This is a genomic window from Pseudomonas sp. St316, assembly GCF_018325905.1.
Lineage (GTDB): Bacteria > Pseudomonadota > Gammaproteobacteria > Pseudomonadales > Pseudomonadaceae > Aquipseudomonas.
In genome coordinates, this window is record NZ_AP021901.1 from 3265161 (window position 1) to 3283412 (window position 18252).

Here is an 18252-nt window from a genome sequence, read left to right on the forward strand (position 1 = left end):
CGAGCCCCATGAAAGACAGGACACCGTTTCCCCCTTACGATAAGGGATAGGCAAACGGTTATGTTTATGACTAATAGCAACGATAAGAGTGGGGAGCTTTTGGGCCAGGAGCGGCGACGCCGCTGGAGTCCAGAGCAAAAGCTGGCCATGGTTCGCGAGAGCCTTGAGCCAGGGCAAAGTGTGTCGGTCGTCGCTCGACGCAACGGCATCAATGCCAACCAGTTATTCCTGTGGCGCAAGCTGTATCAGGACGGCAGCCTGTCGGCGGTCAGTGCTGGCGAAGCCGTGGTGCCGGCCTCCGAGCTGAGCGATGCGCTCAAGCAGATCCGTGAACTGCAACGGATTCTGGGCAAGAAAACGATGGAAGCCGAAATCCTCAAAGAGGCCGTGGAGATCGCCCGGTCGCGAAAATGGATTGCGCACTCACCCTTGTTGCCGGGGGACGACCAGTGAAGCTGGTCAGCGAATGTCTCGGTGTGGCGCGCTCGCAATTAACGGTTCGAATCAAGCAATCGGTATCGCCCAAGACACGGCGAAGCAGACCTGTGGACGACGCTGAGTTGGTGGTTGAAATCCAACAGCAGGTCAGCGAGTTGCCCAGCTATGGCTACCGTCGTGTCTGGGGATTACTGCGTCGGGAACGTGAAACCCATTCGCTGCCGGCGATCAATGTGAAGCGGGTTTACCGGGTCATGCGTGATCACAACTTGCTGCTGGAGCGTCGACTCAAACAGCCCGGCGTGCCGCGTCGGCACGAAGGCCGTATTGCCGTGAAAACCAGCAATACGCGTTGGTGCTCGGACGGCTTTGAGTTCCGCTGCGAGGACGGCGCCAAACTGAGCGTGACCTTCGCCCTCGATTGCTGTGATCGCGAAGCCATCGGCTGGGTGGCAAGCCCGACCGGGTACAGCGGCGATGATATCCGCGATTTGATGCTGGAAAGCGTGGAGAAGCGCTTCGGTGATCAATTGCCCACCACGCCGGTGCAATGGCTAAGCGACAACGGCTCGGCGTACACCGCCGAACAGACACGCCTGTTTGCTCGGCAGATCGGTTTGCAGCCGGTGACCACGCCAGTTCGCAGCCCGCAGAGCAACGGGATGGCGGAGAGCTTCGTGAAGACGATCAAGCGTGACTACGTGGCGCACATGCCCAAACCGGATCGGGAAACGGCGTTGCGTAACCTGGCAATTGCCTTCGAACATTACAACGAGCAGCATCCGCACAGCGCTTTGAAATATCGCTCGCCGAGGGAGTTCAGGCGCTTGGCGGCAGCATCAATTTAACAGGGAGTTGGTGTCCGGTTTTGTAGGGGCAAGTCCAGTAATATTCATAAGCATCTTCAAGGTGGTTGCTGAGTGACGGATTGTTGTCGACCTCGGCGATGGCACATGAAAGATGAGTCTTTGCTTCTCCAGTGACAACATGGACGCGCCAAGGCTGCATGTTCACTCCAGTTGCGCAGAACCGAGCGATATCAAGGATCGATTCAATTTCTTCGCGTGGTACAGGAGTGGGCAAAAAAGCCCGAATGCTGCGTCGTGAAGCTATCGCCCAATCAACCGTTTGGCTGAGAAACTCAGACGATATTGGCGGTTTGGATAAGCGATTCATTTTCATACCTTCAACTCCACGGATTCAGCTTCGGGCAGATGCATCAGGGGATTAGCTAGACAGTGCCGGGGCCTTTCTGACTTGAGTGGAGTCAGCGCGCGACTGATTGATCATGGTGACTGCGACTGCGCCGATGAGCCCAGCCAGGCTGATGGCCATGAAGTTTTTCTCAAGTGGCAGGTTTAACGACACCAGCCAGCCGATGAGAACAGGTGCGACGATTGCGCCTATCCTTCCCACTCCGGACGCAAAGCCCACGCCGGTTGAACGAATCGATGAAGGGTAGAAATCCCCAGCGTACGCATATGCCAGCAACTGGGTTCCAAGGGTCGATGCACCGACAATGAACACCACTGGGAAAAGCAAAGCCGTTGAGCGCGTATAACCTAGGATGGTTAAAGCAATTGCTCCAACGATGTAGAAGCAGACCAGTACGTGTTTGATGTTTAGCTTGTCACTCAACCATCCACCACCAAGTGCACCGGCGATAGCCCCCACATTGAAAACAATCACAAAGTTCAACGCCGAGCCAAGACTGAACCCGGCCATTGCCATCAGCTTGGTTAGCCAGGAGTTAAGAGCGTAAACCATAAACAGTCCCGTCATGAATGCAGCCCAAATCATAACGGTGCTAAAGCCTCGACCCTCCTTGAACAAATTACGAACTGGCGCGTCCTGTTTATCCAATACTGTGGCATTTCCGGTCATCACCGTGTTTTCGTCGATAATGAGTGCAGGGTCTAGCTTTCGAGCAACTGCTCGCAGCTCATCCTGACGTCCGGTTTTGAGCAGGTAGCCTATGGATTCGGGCATGGTCTTGAGAATCATTGGAATCAGCAGCACTGGTAGCAGCGCCACATAAAACACCCACTGCCATCCGTGACTCTCAATGAGTTGCTTGCCAGTCAGTGCAACCAAAATACCGCCAACGGAGTACCCCGCGAAAACGAGGGTTACCAGCCGGGTACGGAGTTTGAGTGGAGAAAACTCACCCATCTGAGCAGTGCAAATGGGCAGTACGCCGCCGATGCCAAGGCCCGCGATGAAGCGGCAAATGCTGAAGCTGATCGGGTCATTGGTGAGGCCTGCCGCAGCAGTGAACACACTGAACAGTGCCACGCAGATTGCGATCATCTTGGGGCGTCCAATACGATCGGCTAGCGTGCCAAGAAAAATCGCTCCCAACATCGTTCCGAATAGCGCAGAACCCGCCATGATGCCGGCGCTGGTGGGATCTATGTTCATGTCTTTCATGATCGCCGGAAGGGCTGCACCGACTACGGCGAGGTCGTAGCCATCGATGATCAGAATGAGTACGCACCAAAATAGAATGAGTCCATGGAAGCGGTTGAATTTCGACTCAACCGCGAGTGTATAAACGTTTACCGGCTGCATAGCGCGTCTCCTTCGATCTTGTTTTTTTTGTGAAGTGAACTTGTATCGGTATCGTCAGGCACCTGGTCTGTGATGCCATATCGAGGATGAAGACGCACCGGTTGGAAGGCTCGGTGGTTTACTTGATATGCAACGCCAGGGTGACCTGCGTCGCATCGTAGGAGTTGCCTTTGCTGCGGCCTATGCCCGACGACATCGTTCTGCTTGACCGATTTGGACACCCTAAGCTGGCCAGGAACGATCCGGGATGTTTTGGGGAGGAGATGCCGATGGCATTTGGCGCGTGAAACGCGTTGCGGATCTAAGTACGTAATCTGGAGGGGATGTATCTATTTTGTTACGAAAGAAAGGCTTTTAGATTTCACCCGGTTCATTGGAGCGGCGATAAGCGCCAGGGCTCACTCCCGTCCACTTCTTAAAGGCACGATGGAATGCACTACTTTCCTGGAAGCCCGTGAGAGCGGCCACTTCGGTTACTGTCATGTTCGGCTGGCACAGTAGATTGATTGCCATGTCACGACGCAGATTGTCTTTTAAACGCTGATAGCTAACCCCCTCGGCTTGTAGCCTTCGCTGGAGCGTCGAGTAAGACATGCGGAGCGTGTTTGCTACCTTATCCAGCTCGGGCCATTCCTCGGGATCCAGGCCTCTCAAGTTCATTCGGATCTGAGCGCTAATGCTGTCCTCGTTACGATATTTCACCAGCAGGCTGGCAGGCGACTCTTTCAAAAATACCGATAGGCTGGCTTTGTTTTGCGCGATCCTGAGGTTCAGAAAAGTGCGATCAAAACGAATCATCGTAACGGGAGCACCAAACCGAATTTCTTCACAGAAGCGCATCCGATAGTCGCTGTCGTCCAGCGGTCGATTCGGCTTGAAGCAAAGCTCCTTTATCGGAATACGCCTGTTACCCAGCCAGCAGAGCAGTCCATGAACCAAAATCAGCCATGTTCCGTAGCTAAAGAGGCGGCGCTCAATTCCATTGTCATGGATAAGAATGACGACGGTGTCATCTTCAAGCTTCAGTTCACCGTGAATATCGTCCAATACGAGGCGTAAGAATTTCAGAATCCGTCGCAACGCTTGTTCTAACGACTCGCAGTCAATTGAAGACTGGCACATCAAGCGGAAGCTGCCGCGTCGCATGGGATGGCTATCGATCCCGAAAAACTCATCGTCGAGCAGATCTGAAAGAGCGACCCACAGGCGGGAGAATGCAGCAGCCGAAACCCTGGCTTGGGGAGAAGTCAGGAGTTCCGGGTCTATGCGCGCTTGATGCAATGCGATGGATGTGTCCAGTTGGCGTCGCGATGCGCCTTCTAGAGCTTCCAGCACCAATCCAATTGAAGTCGTTCCCTTGTCCTGGATGAGCACGCTTATTCCTCTGTGCAGTTAATTTCTGACTTGATGCTGATCTTCATGTCTGTTTGGGAATTCTACTTCGAGCAACCTGACGAGCCTAAATTCTCAGTCTACGTTCCAGCTTCCCTGCATTGCATGTCAAGCGCATGTGCTCCCCTCCTCCTAGCCTTGATGCCTACCTCGATTGTCCAAAGCATTCAAACACGCTGAGGCGTTTGAGCATTGTCGGGATCAATGACCGCCGACACTATCGGTTCAACAATCTTCGGCGTGGCTGACACCAGAAGTGAACCGATCCGGCCGTTGGGCCTTTTATCTCTCAAGTAACCGCTTATGCGGTACTGCCATTTTTTTGAGGAAACATCATGCGCATCGAAAACTCAGTCTTTCTGATCACCGGCGCAGGCTCTGGACTCGGACTGGCATCGGCGCGTGAATTGGCCGGCCGGGGTGCAAACGTAGTACTGGTTCCCATGGTTGTTATTCGAGACTTGAACGTCGGACATGAGCAATTAAATGTCCACGGTGGAGCATGCGCTTTGGGTCACCCTATTGGCGCGTCCGGGGCACGTGTTGTGGTTACGTTGGTAAATGCCTTGCGACAGAACACGCTGAAGCGTGGCATCGCTTCCGTGTGCATTGGTGGTGGCGAAGCGACCGCTATTGCGATCGAACTCCTCTCATAAGCCAGCGTCGCGTGCTCAACGATGGAATCGCGGAAAAACATGACCAATAAAAAGCTGTACTGGGAAGACCTTACCCCTGGTAGGACTTGGGTTGCCACGCAATCTGTACCTATCACGTCGGAGCAGATCATAACCTTCGCTGCCGAGTACGATCCTCTCGATATTCATATAGATCCTGACCTTGCCCGTTCGAGTCCGCTTGGTGTGCACTGTGCCAGCGGGGTACAGACCTTCGGTATATCGCAGCGCTTAATGTGTGATGCCATATTGCTTCAAACAAATATCGTGGCGGGCGGGAAGATCGATGGTTTTCGAATGGTGGCTCCAGTAGTACCTGGAGACATTCTTAAGCTCTCAGCTCAAGTCGTTCGATCACTCGCCCACGCGGAAAACCGTCAACGAGGTTGGGTGGTATTCAAAGTGGACGTCACTACTACGGGGGGGAAACCGTCCTTGTTTATGAGGTCGCGGTACTGATACTGCGCAGGGAGTGGACGCCCGGTGAAGCTGTCGATACGCAGTCACCAACTGCCCCAGATTGCGCCTATTTGCCATCAAAATACGAATGACGCCTGAGGCGTCTCAGCACACACGTGGACCAAAGGCAGCAAATTCGACTTTCTCGACGGTCGCGGCTCGGCGACTGCCGCGGCCTACCGCATCGTACGCAAGGACATCTGCGTACCCTCCTCGACGGTGCCCAACACAACTGAACAGGCGGGTCAGCAAACCTCAACCGGTATCGAGCTGGCAGCATCATTCAAGGTCACTCCCAAGCTGTTGGCAGCCGGTAATTTCAGCTGGGTCAAGGCCGAATATGACGAGTTCAATGAAACCATCGCAGGCGTCGTGCACTCACGCAAAGACAAGAACTCTGTGAATATCCCAGACCGCGTCGCTAATCTCTGGCTGACCTATGACGCGGCTCCTGACTGGCAACTCGGGGCGGACGCGCGCTATGTGTCATCGGCCTATGCCAACACCGCCAACACGACGTGGGTACCTTCGTACACCGTCTATGGTTTATACATGACCCACGACCTGGACAAACACGTGCAGCTCAGCGTGCGTTTGCGTAACGTGACGGATGAGGTTTATGCCCGCTTCATCCACCAGAGCAACACCCAATATTACGTGGGCGAACCGCGTAGCTTGGAAGTCGCTGTGCAGTGGCGCTACTGATGAAACAGATGCCGTCGCATTATGAAGAGTCCCGCTGGACTAACATCCCAGCGGGACTTTTCATGTCGAGCAACCGGTCGTTCCCGTTCGATAAGTTCGAAAAAGTCGCTGAAAGAACGCAGTTGGCCAGGCTGCTTTTTTCGATTTCCTTCAGGCTCACTCAGTTGCGACCAGCTGCTTACGAATGTCCATTTGGTCAAAGTGAGCGCGCTTTTCAATGATTTTTCCATCGGCGACTTTCAGGAGCATCATCAACGAAAATCGTACTCTGGCCCCTTTCGGCTCAATCCCTTCAAGCATCCCGGTTTGCCGGCCATCGAACATCATGTATGCCGCCACCTGATCGCCCTCGGCGAGCAGTGATTGGATCTTGAAAGTGAAGCCTTCGAAAGCATCGAAATTCTTTTTCTCTGACTGGATAAATCCTGCTGTGCCTGGAATAGGAGTGTCTACTTGAGTATAGAAAACAAAATGCTCATGGCAGTAACTCGCCGCAGCCGCATAATCCTCACGTTGAATAGCGGCATAAAAATTTCGCACCAGTTCTTTGTTCGCTTCGACCGACATTAACTTTCTCCTTGCTGGATGGCTGTTTGCGTTTACTGAATCAGAGACTGCAAGTCTCGCCGTCTTCGGGAATAAGCAAGCGATCAGTCATGCCCTTCTCCATCGAGAACTCACGAAGCTCTTTACGCGTCAGCACCGCATGGTTTACAGACTCCATATGGGTAGCGATAAGCGTCGCCTGAGGCGCTGCCTGGAAAACTTCGTAGACGTCGTGCTTACCCATGATGATGGAGCCGAGCCCGATCACTTGGGCATCCCCGGCGTTTAGAATGACAACCTCGGGCTCAAACTGCCGCAGCGTGTCCTGGACGTATTGATTCCAGATCGTGTCGCCAGCGAGATACAGGGTTTTCTCATCTGAATGGCTGAACATTACCCCGCACACCTGGCCAAGAATCTCGCCCATGGCCGCCATTGCGCCGTCGGTGCCGTGTTGGCCTGCGGTCTGGGCCAGCGATACTCCATTAAATTGCGCCCCTTTGATCAGGCGAACATCGCCGAAACCCTGGGACAGGATCAACGCGCGATCTTCTTCATTCTGAACAAAAATCGGCAGTTGCTTGGGTACCAAGGCTTTAGCTGCTTCGTCCCAATGATCGGGATGGGTATGGGTCACGATGACAGCGTCAACGTTCAGGATTTCTTCAATCGACACCGGCAATGCCACCGTAGGGTTGGATAAATGGCTATTAGCCGTCCCTTCAAACCCTGGATAGGCTCCTTTCTTTGCAAGCAAAGGGTCGATGAGAAACCGAGTCCCTGCGTATTCGATAATCAACGTTGCGTTACGTATCTGGGTGACTTTCACGATATTTTCCTCGGCGTTGGTTAAGATTTGGACCGATCGGTCCATAACGTATAAAATTTTGCTACGGTTAAGAATCCAAATTCGACAGCAACAGATGCAGTGCACTGTCCAACGCTTCTTTTGTGTATCCGGCGCGTGCCATGACTTGCAATCCAGGAAAAGCCAATACCAGGAGACGGGCTAATTCTCGGGCACTCCTCTGACTACCCAATGCCCCATCTTCTTGCCCTCGTTCAATCACTTGCTCCAATGCCTCCTCAATGAGCTGAAAGTCCTCCATGACCCTCTGACGAACATCAAGGTCATGCGCCGCCATCTCCACAGCTTGGTTGATGCTCATGCAGCCACGGGATTCGCCCAGGTCACCAATGTCAGCGAAGAGAGAACGGAAGAAGGACTCGATAGACTGACGCGCAGGGCCCGCCTGCAAGGCTCTATGCATGTCTTTAGTTCGATCACGACGATAGGCGTCGAATGCCATGATGAACAACTCGCGCTTACCGCCAAATGTTGCGTACAAGCTGCTTTTGCTCAGCCCCGTGGCGCCGAGAAGATCAGTTATCGAAGTAGCCTCGTAACCTTTACGCCAGAACACGACCATTGCCTTGTGTAAAGCTTCTTGCGTATTGAATGCCTGGGGTCTGGACATGATCGATTCGAGCGCTCCGATGCGTAAGCCGATTGGACTGTATGGAGAGCTACTCTAGCCATTAAGGACCGATCGGTCCAGAACAATCTCAGACCATTGGTCGGTATGCCAAAGCTCATCAGTCACGTGGCACCACCAGGCAGATGCCATAGTCTGACCAGACATACAGGCCGTGATCATAAGGTTGCGGCACAGGATTACCGCCCGCTGAATCGACCCATGGACCAAGCCTCGCTAGCTGTCGGTTTTCCCTTTAACCAAAAGTTTTTTACATTCTGGACGCTTCAGAAAATGAACGGCCAAACCAAAAATCAGCCCCCAAAAAGGGGCGGAGAATCCACAAAAAGACACCCCAGAAGCAGTAACGAGAAAAGTGAAGAGTCCTGCGTCGAGTTCTTTAGGCTCACTCAAGCTGCGTACCAATGCGTCGCTGATCGCGCCGTACAACGCCAAGCCTGCAAGTGCTGCGATCAACGCTCGAGGAAACGCTGCAAACAAGGAAACCAGCGTGGCACCCGCTGTACCAAACAACAGATAGGTTGCGCTCCCGGAAAGTGCAGCGACATAGCGCCGCCGTGGATCCTCGTGAGCTTCGCGGCCGGTACAAAGGCTCGCCGTAACTGCCGCCAGGTTCAGACCATGACAGGCAAAGGGCGCCAACAGCATCGCGCCAATTGCACTGACACTGATAATGGGACTGGCCGGCGTGTTGAACCCTGCGTTGCGCAAAACCGCCATGCCAGGCATGAACTGGCCCGTCAGCGACACCACAACCAACGGCAACGCCAAATTCAGAATGACCGTGGCAGAAAACTGAGGAGCGATCCACTGAGCAGTGGCCAAGCCAAACACTACCGCTTCGGTTCGCAAGTGCCCACCAAACATCGTGACGGCCGCACCGACCAGCAAGACTGTCAACACGGCATAACGTGGCCAGACTCTGCGCATCAGGATGTACGCAATAAACATCGACAGGACCAAGGTTGGCTGCTCCGGTAGCACCCGAAACACCTCGATGCCGAACGAAAAAAGAATGCCAGCTTGCATGCCCGCCGCGATCGAGCCCGGCAAGCGAGCGATGATCCGATCGAAAGCACCGCTAACGCCAATCAGCAGAAGGATGGCATTGGCGACTATAAACGCCCCCACCGCTTGATTGATGGTCATTTGCGGCAACGCCGTAACGAGCAGCGCCGAACCGGGAATGGACCAGGCAATAACGATCGGCACGCGATAATACAAGCTGAGCAAAGCCCCGATGACAGCACTGCCAATCGAGATCGCCCATATCCAGGATGAAAGAATTTCTTGTGAAAGTGACGCACTCTGTGCGGCATGAAAAACCAACACAAGCGGGCCGGCATAAGAAATCAACGTTGCAATGATCCCCGCCACCAAAGCCGATAGCGAAGAATCTCTGAGCACACTTTTCATGGCATTCGCAATTTTTCAACGCAACAAGGAACGACAAATCACCTGAGCGGAGCCCGTTGCGCAGGCCCCGTTCTGTTGAGTTAATCAAGCATCCTGGAGGGCCCGTGGGCGCTGACTGCGTTGCTCAGCGGCTGGGGCAACAGCGTGCTGCAGTTGGAAGTCAAACTTGAGTTCAGCGTACCGCCCCGAGACACCTCGTGCGCCATCCTCCTTGAATGCCACCTCGCCAACCAATCCATCGCGGGTGGCGTATGCAAAGTCATCCCAGAGGTACTTGTCTCCTGAAAGGTTGATCTGAGTAGTCAGGTGCCGGTGTCCTGGAGCCGAAATGAAGAAGTGCACATGCGCGGGGCGTTGGCCGTGACGACCGAGCCCGTCCAGGCATTCCTGGGTCGGGCCCTGCGGATCGCAACCATAGCCGGAGGGCACGATACTGCGCGCACGGTAGCGCCCCTGCGCATCGGTAATGATGCGACGACGCAAGTTGTACTCAGACTGGCCCTGATCGAAAAATGAATACGTGCCCTTGGTATTGGCGTGCCACAAATCTACTGTGGCACCCGCCAGTGGATGACCCTGCGTATCGAACACTTGGCCTTCAAGGAACAACACGGTGGCGGTCCCCTCCTCGCTGCCATCGTCCATACGGACTTCGCCTTCGCTTATGGGCGCACCGGCAACGTAAAGAGGGCCCTCGATGGTACGCGGCGTACCGCCCGTCAATCCAACCTGCGCGTCCTTGGCGTCTTGAAGCAAATCCAGGAAATGCTCAATACCAAGGCCTGCGACCAGTAACCCGGCCTCACTGCGGCCGCCCAAACGGTTGATATAGTCAACCGCTTTCCAGAACTCATCCTCGGAGATCTCAAGATCTTCGATAATCCGGGCGGTATCGTTCAGTACACGCAGTACGATGCTTTTGAGGCGCGCGCTGCCCGCGGCATTTTTCAACCCAGCGGCATCCTCAAAGAACTTCTGAATCTCGGCGGTCTGTGAAATCTTCACGGTCATGGTGTTCACCTCATCTTGTTTTTTTAGAGTGATCGAATAGCTATTGCAGGATGTTCAACGGTCGTCCGCATGGATGGACGAAGGGTGGCGACACAGTCCGTCGACCTCGATGCTCATGTATGGAAAGAGAGGCAACTGCATCAGGGTGTCATGCAGCGCCTCGACGCTAGGTACATCGAACACGCTGTAGTTGGCGTAGTGGCCTGCTATGCGCCAAAGGTGGCGCCAAGTGCCCTCGCGCTGCAGACGCTGGGCCAGTTCTTTTTCATCGGCTTTAAGCTGCGCGGCCTTGCTCGCGTCCATATCGAGTGGAAGGTTCACGGTCATCTTGACGTGGAATAGCATGGTTCTCTCCTAACAGTGTTGCGGGTTCAGGAACGGCGAAAATGAGCCAGGCGATCTTCATCCAATGCCAATCCCAGACCTGGCGTGGATGGAACAAGGAGATGGAAATCACGGTACTGAGGTCGCACGACCACGATGTCTTCGGTCAATAGCAGCGGACCAAACAGTTCGGTGTCCCAGGTCAGGTTTTTAAGCGTGAGGAATGCATGAGCTGAAGCCAAAGTGCCGATAGCACCTTCCAGCATTGTTCCCCCGTACAGAGCGATGCCGGCGGCTTCGGCAATCTGCGCCGTGCGCAGTACCGCACGAGGGCCGCCATTTTTTGCGATCTTCAGTGCGAAGACGCTGGCTGCGCCGTCCGCTGCCAGGCTGAAGGCGTCCTCAACGCTTTCGATGGACTCGTCGGCCATGATGGGTGCCGGGCTTCGCTGGTTCAGCCGAACCTGGCCTGATCGATTAACGCGGGATATAGGCTGCTCGATCAGGTCGATTCCGTTCTCCCCTAGCACCTGACAGCCACGGATCGCCTGGGACTCGTCCCAATACTGGTTGACGTCGACCCTTACACTGGCACGATCGCCAAGCGCCTTTTTGATCGCAACGACATGTTTGAGATCCTGTTCTAGAGGATTGGCGCCGATCTTCAATTTAAAGATGCGATGACGGCGCAACTCCAACATCTGCTCGGCCTCGGCAATATCCCGAGCGGTATCGCCGCTGGCAAGCGTCCAGGCTACCTCCAGGCTGTCACGTACCCGACCGCCAAGCAGCTCGCTGACGGCCATTCCAACTCGTTTGCCCTGGGCATCGAGTAACGCGCTTTCGATACCGGACTTGGCAAAGGTATTGCCCTTGGCGATCTTGTCGAGTTTTTGCATCGCTGCATTGATGTTGTCCGCGGCCATGCCCACCAGCGCGGGCGCCAAGTGGGCATCGACATTGGCCTTGATGCTCTCCGGGCTTTCATAGCCGTAGGACAAGCCGCCGATGGTGGTGGCTTCTCCTATACCTTCGATGCCGTCGCTGCATTGCAGACGCAGAATGACCAACGTCTGCTTTTGCATCGTGTGCATGGCGAGCTTGTGCGGACGAATAGTCGGCAGGTCGACGATGACCGCCGATAGGCTATGGATCAGGACTTGGCTCATGACAATCTTCCGATACGTGAACTTAAAGACACCTGGTTCCGCTCAAGGAACAAGGCAAGATTGATTACGGTTTCGCAGTCATCAAAACATTCGAATGGGCCATGCTTCTTTTGCCAACCAGGGTGAAAAGCGCCATGGCTATCGCCGCGATGACACCGGGAACGGCGAACGCGACGAAGTTCAGCGGCAGAGTCGCGCCTGACGTGCGACAGACTTGCCGGGTCAGCCGAGGTCGCCGCCACTGACTGGCAGCGTCACACCGGTGATATAGGAAGCGTCATCCGAGGCAAGGAACAGGATTGCCGCGACCTGTTCGTCGACCGTCCCGTAGCGCTTCATCAAGCTGCTTTGAATCGTCTGATCGACGATTTCCTGATACCAAACCTTTTCTTCTTCGGTTGGCTGCGCGGTATTGCGAGGAATCCGTCGTGGTGGCGCCTCGGTGCCTCCGGTCGCGATTGCATTGACCCGGATACCACGTTCGGCATTCTCGAAAGCCAAGCAAGCGGTCAAGGCGTTAACGCCGCCTTTGGCTGCGCCATAAGGAACCCGGTTGATACTCCGAGTGGCAATTGACGAGACGTTAACGATCGCGCCACTTCCTTGTTTGAGCATGTAAGGCAGCGCTGCGTGACAGCACCAAAGGGTCGGGAACAACGAGCGACGCACCTCCGCTTCGATTTGCGCGACTTCGTAATGCTCGAACGGTTTGGTCCAAATCGTCCCACCCACGTTGTTGATCAATACATGCAGGCTGCCAAAAGCCTCCACGGCGGCCGCCATCACCGTCATGCATTCGGTGTGCATTTCCAGATCAGCGACCAGCGTTATTACGTTGTCTTGTTTGAGCTCATGCACCAGCTCGGATCGATCAACAGCGACAACTCGCGCGCCCTCGACCAGAAGTTGCTCGCAAACGCGTCGACCGATGCCTTGAGCCGCACCGGTCACGAGCGCGACCTTGTTTTCGAATCTGTTTTTCATAACAACCTCGGCGAAGTGTCTGCGTAACGATTCAGGCCGCGGCAGGCGCGAACTTCTCGAAATAGAAATTGGCAGGGTTAATCCCTTGCTCGCGGATGTAATGGTTTACCGCTTCGACCATAGGTGGCGGGCCGCACAGATAAACATCTACCTCGCCCCCGTTGAGATGACGTGGCTCGATGTGTTGAGTGACATAACCCTTGAACGGATATGTGCTTTGCGGATTGGCCACACAGGCGCGAAAACTGAAGTTGGGTATGCGCTCGGCGAAAGCTTCCAACCGATCCAGCTCGACCAGATCGAAATCATTGGTGACGCCATAGATCAGGTGCACCGGGTGGTCACTGCCCTGCTCTGCGATTTTTTCCAGCATTGCTGTAAATGGCGCCAACCCGGTGCCGCCAGCCAGCAGCAGCAAGGGTCGCTTGATTTCCCGCAGGTAAAAACTGCCCAAGGGACCGGCCAGATTCAAGCTGTCGCCGGCCTTGGCCAGGCCTGTCAGGAAACTGCTCATCAGACCGCCCGGTACATTACGGATCAAGAAGCTGACCTCACCGTTCTTCTGCAATGAGCTGAAAGAATAGGCACGCGTCTGCTCGCTACCCGGTACTTGCAAGTTGACGTATTGGCCCGGCAGGAACGCCAGCTTGTTCAGGCCATCCCCCTTGATCGATAGCGCGATGGTACTTTCAGACAGTTGCCGCACATCACTGATCGACGCGTGGAAACTCGCCTGTTCGGTCTTGCAGACTTGCGAACCTACGGGCACCCGCACGACACAATCGCTCTCAGCACGCATCTGGCAAGTCAGCACGTACCCTTGGGCGAGTTCTTCTTCGCTCAGGGCGTCTTCGATGAAGTTGTCACCCATGTCGTAACGCCCGGCTTCGGCGAAACATTTGCAGGTCCCGCAGGCGCCATCACGACAGTCCAGCGGGATGTTGATGCCTTGACGATAAGCCGCATCAGCAACGGTTTCGTGCCCCTCGGCCTCGATGAAGCGGGTGATCCCGTCTTCGAAATTCAATGCGATCTGGAAACTCATGTTGCACCTCACTCACAGCGTCGAGCCGACATTCGAATGCGTCGACAGCGCTCGCCGCAGCCTGATCAGATGTGGTAGATGTCGATGACCTGGCGGACATAATCGTTTTTCAGAACAACTTTCTTTGCCTTGATCAGCGGCTGTTCGCCGCGCAGATCGAGGGTGTAGAAACTGCTGCCGAAATAGCTGTCCGTTACCTGGTAGCGAAAGCTCAGGGTGTGCCAGTTGAAGCGCACCACACACTGCCCTTCGGTCTGCTCGACAATTTCAATGTTGCTCAGGTTGTGAGAGGTGCGCGTGTCCGGAATGGTCGCACTCGATCGCTCGGTCTTGATGCGGAATACACGGTCTTCCAGGCCGCCACGATTGCCGTACCAGATCAGCGATATTTCGCTTTGCGGATCTTCGGTGAGCGTGTCGTTGTCGTCCCATGCTGGCATCCAGAAGGTGGCATCAACGGCGTACAGCTCCAGCCATTGATCCCATTGGCCATCGTCCAGGTAGCGAGCTTCGCGATAGAGAAAGTCGCGCACAACTTCATAAGTACTCATTGCACGGCCTCCACCGGGATCAATTCCTGCTCGGCGGACACGGCCTTGAGCATGGTCTCTTGCCAATACTTGTGCTGCAGTACAAATAGGCCCTCGTCTTCGGTGCGTTTGCCGGAGAGCAACGGTTTGAGATCGATCTCCTGCGCTGCGGTGTCTGCGCCCTCTACCCAGTGGTTTGCGCCGCGAGACATGTCATTCCATCCGCGACCAGCGCCGTAACCGGTCTGGCAGGAGCGGAACTCCTCCAAATCGTCCGGCGTTGCCATGCCACTGACGTTGAAGAAGTCTTCGTATTGACGAATACGCTTGGCGCGGGCTTCGGCGCTCTCGCCTTTGGGGGCGATGCAGTAAATAGTGATTTCAGTCTTATCGACCGAGATAGGCCGAGCGATGCGAATCTGCGAGCTGAACTGATCCATCAAATACACGTTCGGGTACAAGCAGAGGTTGCGGGAGTTTTCGATCATCCAATCGGCGCGAGCCTGCCCGAAGTCACGGGCCAGCTCATCGCGACGCTCATAGGCAGGTCGATCCTCGGGGTTGGCCCAACGAGTCCATAGCAACAAATGGCCGTGGTCGAAGGAATAGAAACCCCCCCCATTTTTTGCCCAGCTACCGGCGCTCATGGTTTTGATTTCTTCGCCCGACTCGCGTTGCTTGCGCTGGTTCTGGGTCGCGGCGTAGTTCCAGTGAACAGAGCTCACATGGTAGCCGTCAGCGCCGTTTTCGGCCGTCAGTTTCCAGTTGCCTTCATAGATGTAGGAGTTGGAGCCACGCAACACCTCCAACCCTTCCGGCGATTGATCCACGATCATGTCGATGATTTTGGATGATTCGCCCAAATGCTCCGCCAATGGCTTTACGTTGGGGTTCAGGCTGCCAAACAGAAAGCCACGATAGGACTCGAAACGAGCGACTTTTGTGAGGTCATGGGAACCTTCACAATTGAAACCCTCGGGGTATCCAGCCTCGCTTGGATCCTTGACCTTGAGCAGTTTGCCGCTGTTATTGAACGTCCAACCGTGAAATGGGCAGGTGTAGCTGGAACGATTGCCGGACTTGTGTCGGCAAAGCATCGCGCCGCGGTGACTGCAGGCATTGAGAAAAGCGTTGAGTACACCGTCTTTGTTGCGCGCGATAAAAATCGGCTGACGCCCCATGGTGGTGGTCAGGAAGTCGTTGTTGTTGGGAAGCTGGCTTTCGTGGGCAAGGTAAATCCAGTTGCCTTCGAAGATGTGCGTCATCTCCAGTTCGAACAGACGCGGATCGGTGAACATCTCCCGCTTGCAGCGGTAGATGCCTTTCTCCTTGTCTTCTTCAAGCAGGGCATTCAGGTAGTCGTTTCCCAGGGACATGGCCAGGGCCTCCATTGTTATTGTTCAGGCCCAACCAGATTAGGCAGACAACTCAGGAGGAAATATCCGATTCCTGCAGATCGCTATCCATTTTGCGCAGTCGACGCGCCATATGGATTAGCGGTATCAGCGCGCAGGATGGCGCACTTAGACGCGGGATTTGAGGGTGTGCGAAGGAAGCTCGCCGAACTGCAAACGGTAAAGCTCAGAGAAGCGACCCAGGTGCAGAAAACCATAGTCCAGCGCCACTTCAGTAAGGCTGCGGACCGGACAGCCCGGGTCGCTCAGGCAAGCTTGAATGCGTTCCAACTTGCGCTGGCGAATGTACTGCAAAGGTGTGATACCCAATTGGCGCTCGAACAGTAAGTACAAGGACCTCGTGCTCACGCTGAGCTGTTGTGCCAAGTGCTCAGCGTTCAAGTCTCGTTTCAGATTCCGGTCTATATAATCGAGAATGCGATCGAAGCTGGCCGATTGTGCCCCGGCGCTTTCGCGGCTGACGTTGGTCGTCATGAGCGACAGCAACTTACTACCGATTATCTGGGCGTAGTGCTCTTGCACCCGCATGATTGGAGTACTGGCCTCGGACTCCTGGCAAATCATTGCCAGCAAGCCTAGGAACCCCTCCAGTTCGTCCAGCTGATAATGATTACGCAGAAAACGTATGCCCGTCGCAGGCCGGAACCACCGCAGCTCATCACATATCGATTCAAGCAAATGCACGGGTAATTTAAGAATGAATTTCTCGCAATCCTGCGAGTACGTCAGGTCGACAGGATCGTCTGGATTGATCAACAGCAACTCGCCGGGAAGAAGGTAGTGCTCACGCTTATGGCCCCGCCACAGACAGTTGCCGCTTAGCAATACCTGAAGGTGGTAAACGCTCTCCAGTGCGGGTGACGTAACACGCACGCTTCCGCCATAGCTGATGCGACACAGGTCCAGATCCGCAAACTTTCGATGGTTCAAGCTGGCCTGGGGGTGGGTGGTTCGAGAAAGGCCGATGCGATGGGATCCAACATGCAGATTCACATAGTCGGACACTGCGTAAGGATCCGCATCCTGAAAAATGCTACTGCGCTCGCTGAGCAGATGGTTATCCATCGTTCTGGCACTCGAACTTGCAAATAATAGAGTCATTACCCTCACCCGAAGAGAAACCCGCGCCTGGCGTGATACGAATGCCTCCAGGCTTAACGGCGTATCGGCAACGACACGCCCCTGTTGGACTGACGATCAAGCAGGCCGCAATCTGAGTGTACACCCACTAAAATCGTCAGACTTTGAATTGCGCCATCAACTGTTGTTGATGATTGGCCAGGTGATTCAATGACTGGCTGATCTGCGCGGATTTCCTTGATTGATCGGAGAGGGACTCGGTGACATCACGTATAGACGCGACGTTCCGATTCACCTCCTCTGCTACGGCACTTTGCTCCTCGGCCGCACTGGCAATCTGTAGGTTCATGTCATTGATGATCGAAACCGCGCCGCTTATACGCTGCAGTGCCGTCACCGCTTGCACGACCTGTCCTGCGCTCCCCTGGGCCTGTTGGTGACTGTTGTTCATCGCATTTACCACTTCACTGGTACCGCGCTGCAACGTCTCGATCACCAGGCGGACTTCTTCGACGGAATCCTGAGTTCGTTTTGCCAATCCCCTCACTTCGTCGGCCACGACTGCGAATCCCCGCCCCGCGTCACCCGCCCGCGCAGCCTCAATGGCCGCATTCAATGCCAACAGATTGGTTTGCTCGGCGATCGCCCGTATCACGTCCAGCACAGAACCAATCTTGCCGCTGCTGGCTGCCAAACCTTCGACTTCTCTGACCGCAAGACTCATGTCTTTAGCCAACCCATCAATCAGTTGGGTGGTTTGCTGTATCACCGTCAGGCCATCCGAGGTCGCCTGTTCCGCACCACGAGCCGCTTGCGCAGCCTGGGCCGCGCTATTGGCCACATCATGGGCCGTTGCGCTCATTTCCTGCGAAGCGGTGGCCACCTGTTCGATTTCCCTGAACTGATGCTCCATCCCTGTACTGGTTTGCTCGGACAGTGTTGCTGATTGGTCTGCGGTTGTACGGGCATCGTGCACCGACGCCTTCACGTCTCGGAT

18 protein-coding genes and 2 pseudogenes are annotated in these 18252 nt (G+C 54.9%); 4 read left to right on the forward strand and 16 right to left on the reverse strand.

Going from position 1 to position 18252, the window contains the following annotated elements; translation table 11 throughout:
• Window positions 1-66 precede the first annotated feature (66 nt).
• A protein-coding gene (locus KI237_RS14680) for an IS3 family transposase (RefSeq protein WP_376741864.1) occupies window positions 67-1286 on the forward strand; the annotation gives its coding sequence in 2 pieces (ribosomal slippage) (window positions 67-412 and window positions 412-1286; 1221 coding nt in all).
• On the opposite strand, the gene KI237_RS14685 is transcribed toward KI237_RS14680, so the two are convergent.
• The 3 genes from KI237_RS14685 to KI237_RS14695 form a co-directional block, all read right to left on the reverse strand.
• On the reverse strand, window positions 1258-1620 hold the full coding sequence (locus KI237_RS14685; protein WP_212800432.1) for a nitroreductase family protein: 363 nt from the start codon (window positions 1618-1620) through the stop codon (window positions 1258-1260). The two genes, KI237_RS14680 and KI237_RS14685, sit on opposite strands and share 29 nt — an antisense overlap.
• Before the next feature lie 45 nt (window positions 1621-1665).
• On the reverse strand, window positions 1666-3009 hold the full coding sequence (locus KI237_RS14690) for an MFS transporter (protein ID WP_212800433.1): 1344 nt from the start codon (window positions 3007-3009) through the stop codon (window positions 1666-1668).
• 354 nt (window positions 3010-3363) lie between these two features.
• Window positions 3364-4383, reverse strand: a complete 1020-nt coding sequence (locus KI237_RS14695) for an AraC family transcriptional regulator (protein ID WP_212800434.1) — start codon at window positions 4381-4383, stop codon at window positions 3364-3366.
• 461 nt (window positions 4384-4844) lie between these two features.
• Here KI237_RS14695 and KI237_RS30490 point away from each other — a divergent pair.
• The 3 genes and pseudogenes from KI237_RS30490 to KI237_RS14710 form a co-directional block, all read left to right on the forward strand.
• A pseudogene (locus KI237_RS30490) lies at window positions 4845-5057 on the forward strand (acetyl-CoA C-acetyltransferase); the annotation flags it as partial.
• Between the two features lie 39 nt (window positions 5058-5096).
• Window positions 5097-5534 carry a MaoC/PaaZ C-terminal domain-containing protein gene (locus tag KI237_RS30995; protein WP_212800436.1) on the forward strand — a complete coding sequence of 146 codons (438 nt, stop codon included), beginning with the start codon at window positions 5097-5099 and terminating at the stop codon, window positions 5532-5534.
• A 126-nt stretch (window positions 5535-5660) separates the two neighbouring features.
• Window positions 5661-6239 (forward strand): annotated as a pseudogene (locus KI237_RS14710) (TonB-dependent receptor domain-containing protein); the annotation flags it as partial.
• 156 nt (window positions 6240-6395) lie between these two features.
• Here the strand turns inward: KI237_RS14710 and KI237_RS14715 are convergent.
• The 13 genes from KI237_RS14715 to KI237_RS31000 all read right to left on the reverse strand — a co-directional run bounded on the left by KI237_RS14715 (window position 6396) and on the right by KI237_RS31000 (window position 18168).
• Entirely contained in the window at window positions 6396-6806 is a 411-nt protein-coding gene (locus KI237_RS14715; RefSeq protein WP_212800437.1) for an ester cyclase, read from the reverse strand.
• Between the two features lie 40 nt (window positions 6807-6846).
• Window positions 6847-7614 carry an MBL fold metallo-hydrolase gene (locus KI237_RS14720; RefSeq protein ID WP_212800438.1) on the reverse strand — a complete coding sequence of 256 codons (768 nt, stop codon included), beginning with the start codon at window positions 7612-7614 and terminating at the stop codon, window positions 6847-6849.
• Between the two features lie 67 nt (window positions 7615-7681).
• Complete coding sequence (locus KI237_RS14725) at window positions 7682-8263, reverse strand: TetR/AcrR family transcriptional regulator (RefSeq protein WP_212800439.1); 582 nt, start codon at window positions 8261-8263, stop codon at window positions 7682-7684.
• 234 nt (window positions 8264-8497) lie between these two features.
• Complete coding sequence (locus KI237_RS14730) at window positions 8498-9697, reverse strand: benzoate/H(+) symporter BenE family transporter (protein ID WP_212800440.1); 1200 nt, start codon at window positions 9695-9697, stop codon at window positions 8498-8500.
• 84 nt (window positions 9698-9781) lie between these two features.
• Window positions 9782-10708 (reverse strand): catechol 1,2-dioxygenase, encoded by a 927-nt coding sequence (catA, locus tag KI237_RS14735; protein ID WP_212800441.1) that lies wholly within the window; start codon window positions 10706-10708, stop codon window positions 9782-9784.
• Between the two features lie 54 nt (window positions 10709-10762).
• Window positions 10763-11053 carry a muconolactone Delta-isomerase gene (gene catC / locus KI237_RS14740; protein WP_212800442.1) on the reverse strand — a complete coding sequence of 97 codons (291 nt, stop codon included), beginning with the start codon at window positions 11051-11053 and terminating at the stop codon, window positions 10763-10765.
• A gap of 26 nt (window positions 11054-11079) precedes the next feature.
• The gene (locus KI237_RS14745; RefSeq protein ID WP_212800443.1) at window positions 11080-12201 is read right to left on the reverse strand and encodes a muconate cycloisomerase family protein; all 1122 of its coding nucleotides are present in this window, start codon (window positions 12199-12201) and stop codon (window positions 11080-11082) included.
• 222 nt (window positions 12202-12423) lie between these two features.
• Complete coding sequence (locus tag KI237_RS14750) at window positions 12424-13185, reverse strand: 1,6-dihydroxycyclohexa-2,4-diene-1-carboxylate dehydrogenase (protein WP_212800444.1); 762 nt, start codon at window positions 13183-13185, stop codon at window positions 12424-12426.
• A gap of 31 nt (window positions 13186-13216) precedes the next feature.
• Window positions 13217-14230: a benzoate 1,2-dioxygenase electron transfer component BenC gene (gene benC, locus KI237_RS14755; protein WP_212800445.1), complete on the reverse strand. Its 1014-nt coding sequence runs from the start codon at window positions 14228-14230 to the stop codon at window positions 13217-13219.
• Window positions 14231-14295: 65 nt separating this feature from the next.
• Complete coding sequence (benB, locus tag KI237_RS14760; RefSeq protein ID WP_212800446.1) at window positions 14296-14781, reverse strand: benzoate 1,2-dioxygenase small subunit; 486 nt, start codon at window positions 14779-14781, stop codon at window positions 14296-14298.
• Entirely contained in the window at window positions 14778-16136 is a 1359-nt protein-coding gene (benA, locus tag KI237_RS14765; RefSeq protein WP_212800447.1) for a benzoate 1,2-dioxygenase large subunit, read from the reverse strand. The genes benB and benA overlap by 4 nt, the downstream gene beginning before the upstream one ends.
• A gap of 147 nt (window positions 16137-16283) precedes the next feature.
• Complete coding sequence (locus tag KI237_RS14770; protein WP_212800609.1) at window positions 16284-17240, reverse strand: AraC family transcriptional regulator; 957 nt, start codon at window positions 17238-17240, stop codon at window positions 16284-16286.
• A gap of 172 nt (window positions 17241-17412) precedes the next feature.
• Window positions 17413-18168, reverse strand: a complete 756-nt coding sequence (locus tag KI237_RS31000; protein WP_502937122.1) for a methyl-accepting chemotaxis protein — start codon at window positions 18166-18168, stop codon at window positions 17413-17415.
• Window positions 18169-18252 lie beyond the last annotated feature (84 nt).

What these genes read in the sequence shown, in the direction of transcription:
- benB (WP_212800446.1), bottom strand. Translation starts at nt 14,781, where the DNA reads ATGAGTACTTATGAAGTTGTGCGCGACTTTCTCTATCGCGAAGCTCGC.
- KI237_RS14770 (WP_212800609.1), bottom strand. Translation starts at nt 17,240, where the DNA reads ATGGATAACCATCTGCTCAGCGAGCGCAGTAGCATTTTTCAGGATGCG.
- KI237_RS14685 (WP_212800432.1), bottom strand. Translation starts at nt 1,620, where the DNA reads ATGAAAATGAATCGCTTATCCAAACCGCCAATATCGTCTGAGTTTCTC.
- KI237_RS30995 (WP_212800436.1), top strand. Translation starts at nt 5,097, where the DNA reads ATGACCAATAAAAAGCTGTACTGGGAAGACCTTACCCCTGGTAGGACT.
- KI237_RS14745 (WP_212800443.1), bottom strand. Translation starts at nt 12,201, where the DNA reads ATGAGCCAAGTCCTGATCCATAGCCTATCGGCGGTCATCGTCGACCTG.
- KI237_RS14715 (WP_212800437.1), bottom strand. Translation starts at nt 6,806, where the DNA reads ATGTCGGTCGAAGCGAACAAAGAACTGGTGCGAAATTTTTATGCCGCT.
- KI237_RS14730 (WP_212800440.1), bottom strand. Translation starts at nt 9,697, where the DNA reads ATGAAAAGTGTGCTCAGAGATTCTTCGCTATCGGCTTTGGTGGCGGGG.
- benC (WP_212800445.1), bottom strand. Translation starts at nt 14,230, where the DNA reads ATGAGTTTCCAGATCGCATTGAATTTCGAAGACGGGATCACCCGCTTC.
- KI237_RS14690 (WP_212800433.1), bottom strand. Translation starts at nt 3,009, where the DNA reads ATGCAGCCGGTAAACGTTTATACACTCGCGGTTGAGTCGAAATTCAAC.
- benA (WP_212800447.1), bottom strand. Translation starts at nt 16,136, where the DNA reads ATGTCCCTGGGAAACGACTACCTGAATGCCCTGCTTGAAGAAGACAAG.
- KI237_RS14750 (WP_212800444.1), bottom strand. Translation starts at nt 13,185, where the DNA reads ATGAAAAACAGATTCGAAAACAAGGTCGCGCTCGTGACCGGTGCGGCT.
- catC (WP_212800442.1), bottom strand. Translation starts at nt 11,053, where the DNA reads ATGCTATTCCACGTCAAGATGACCGTGAACCTTCCACTCGATATGGAC.
- KI237_RS31000 (WP_502937122.1), bottom strand. Translation starts at nt 18,168, where the DNA reads ATGGAGCATCAGTTCAGGGAAATCGAACAGGTGGCCACCGCTTCGCAG.
- catA (WP_212800441.1), bottom strand. Translation starts at nt 10,708, where the DNA reads ATGACCGTGAAGATTTCACAGACCGCCGAGATTCAGAAGTTCTTTGAG.
- KI237_RS14725 (WP_212800439.1), bottom strand. Translation starts at nt 8,263, where the DNA reads ATGTCCAGACCCCAGGCATTCAATACGCAAGAAGCTTTACACAAGGCA.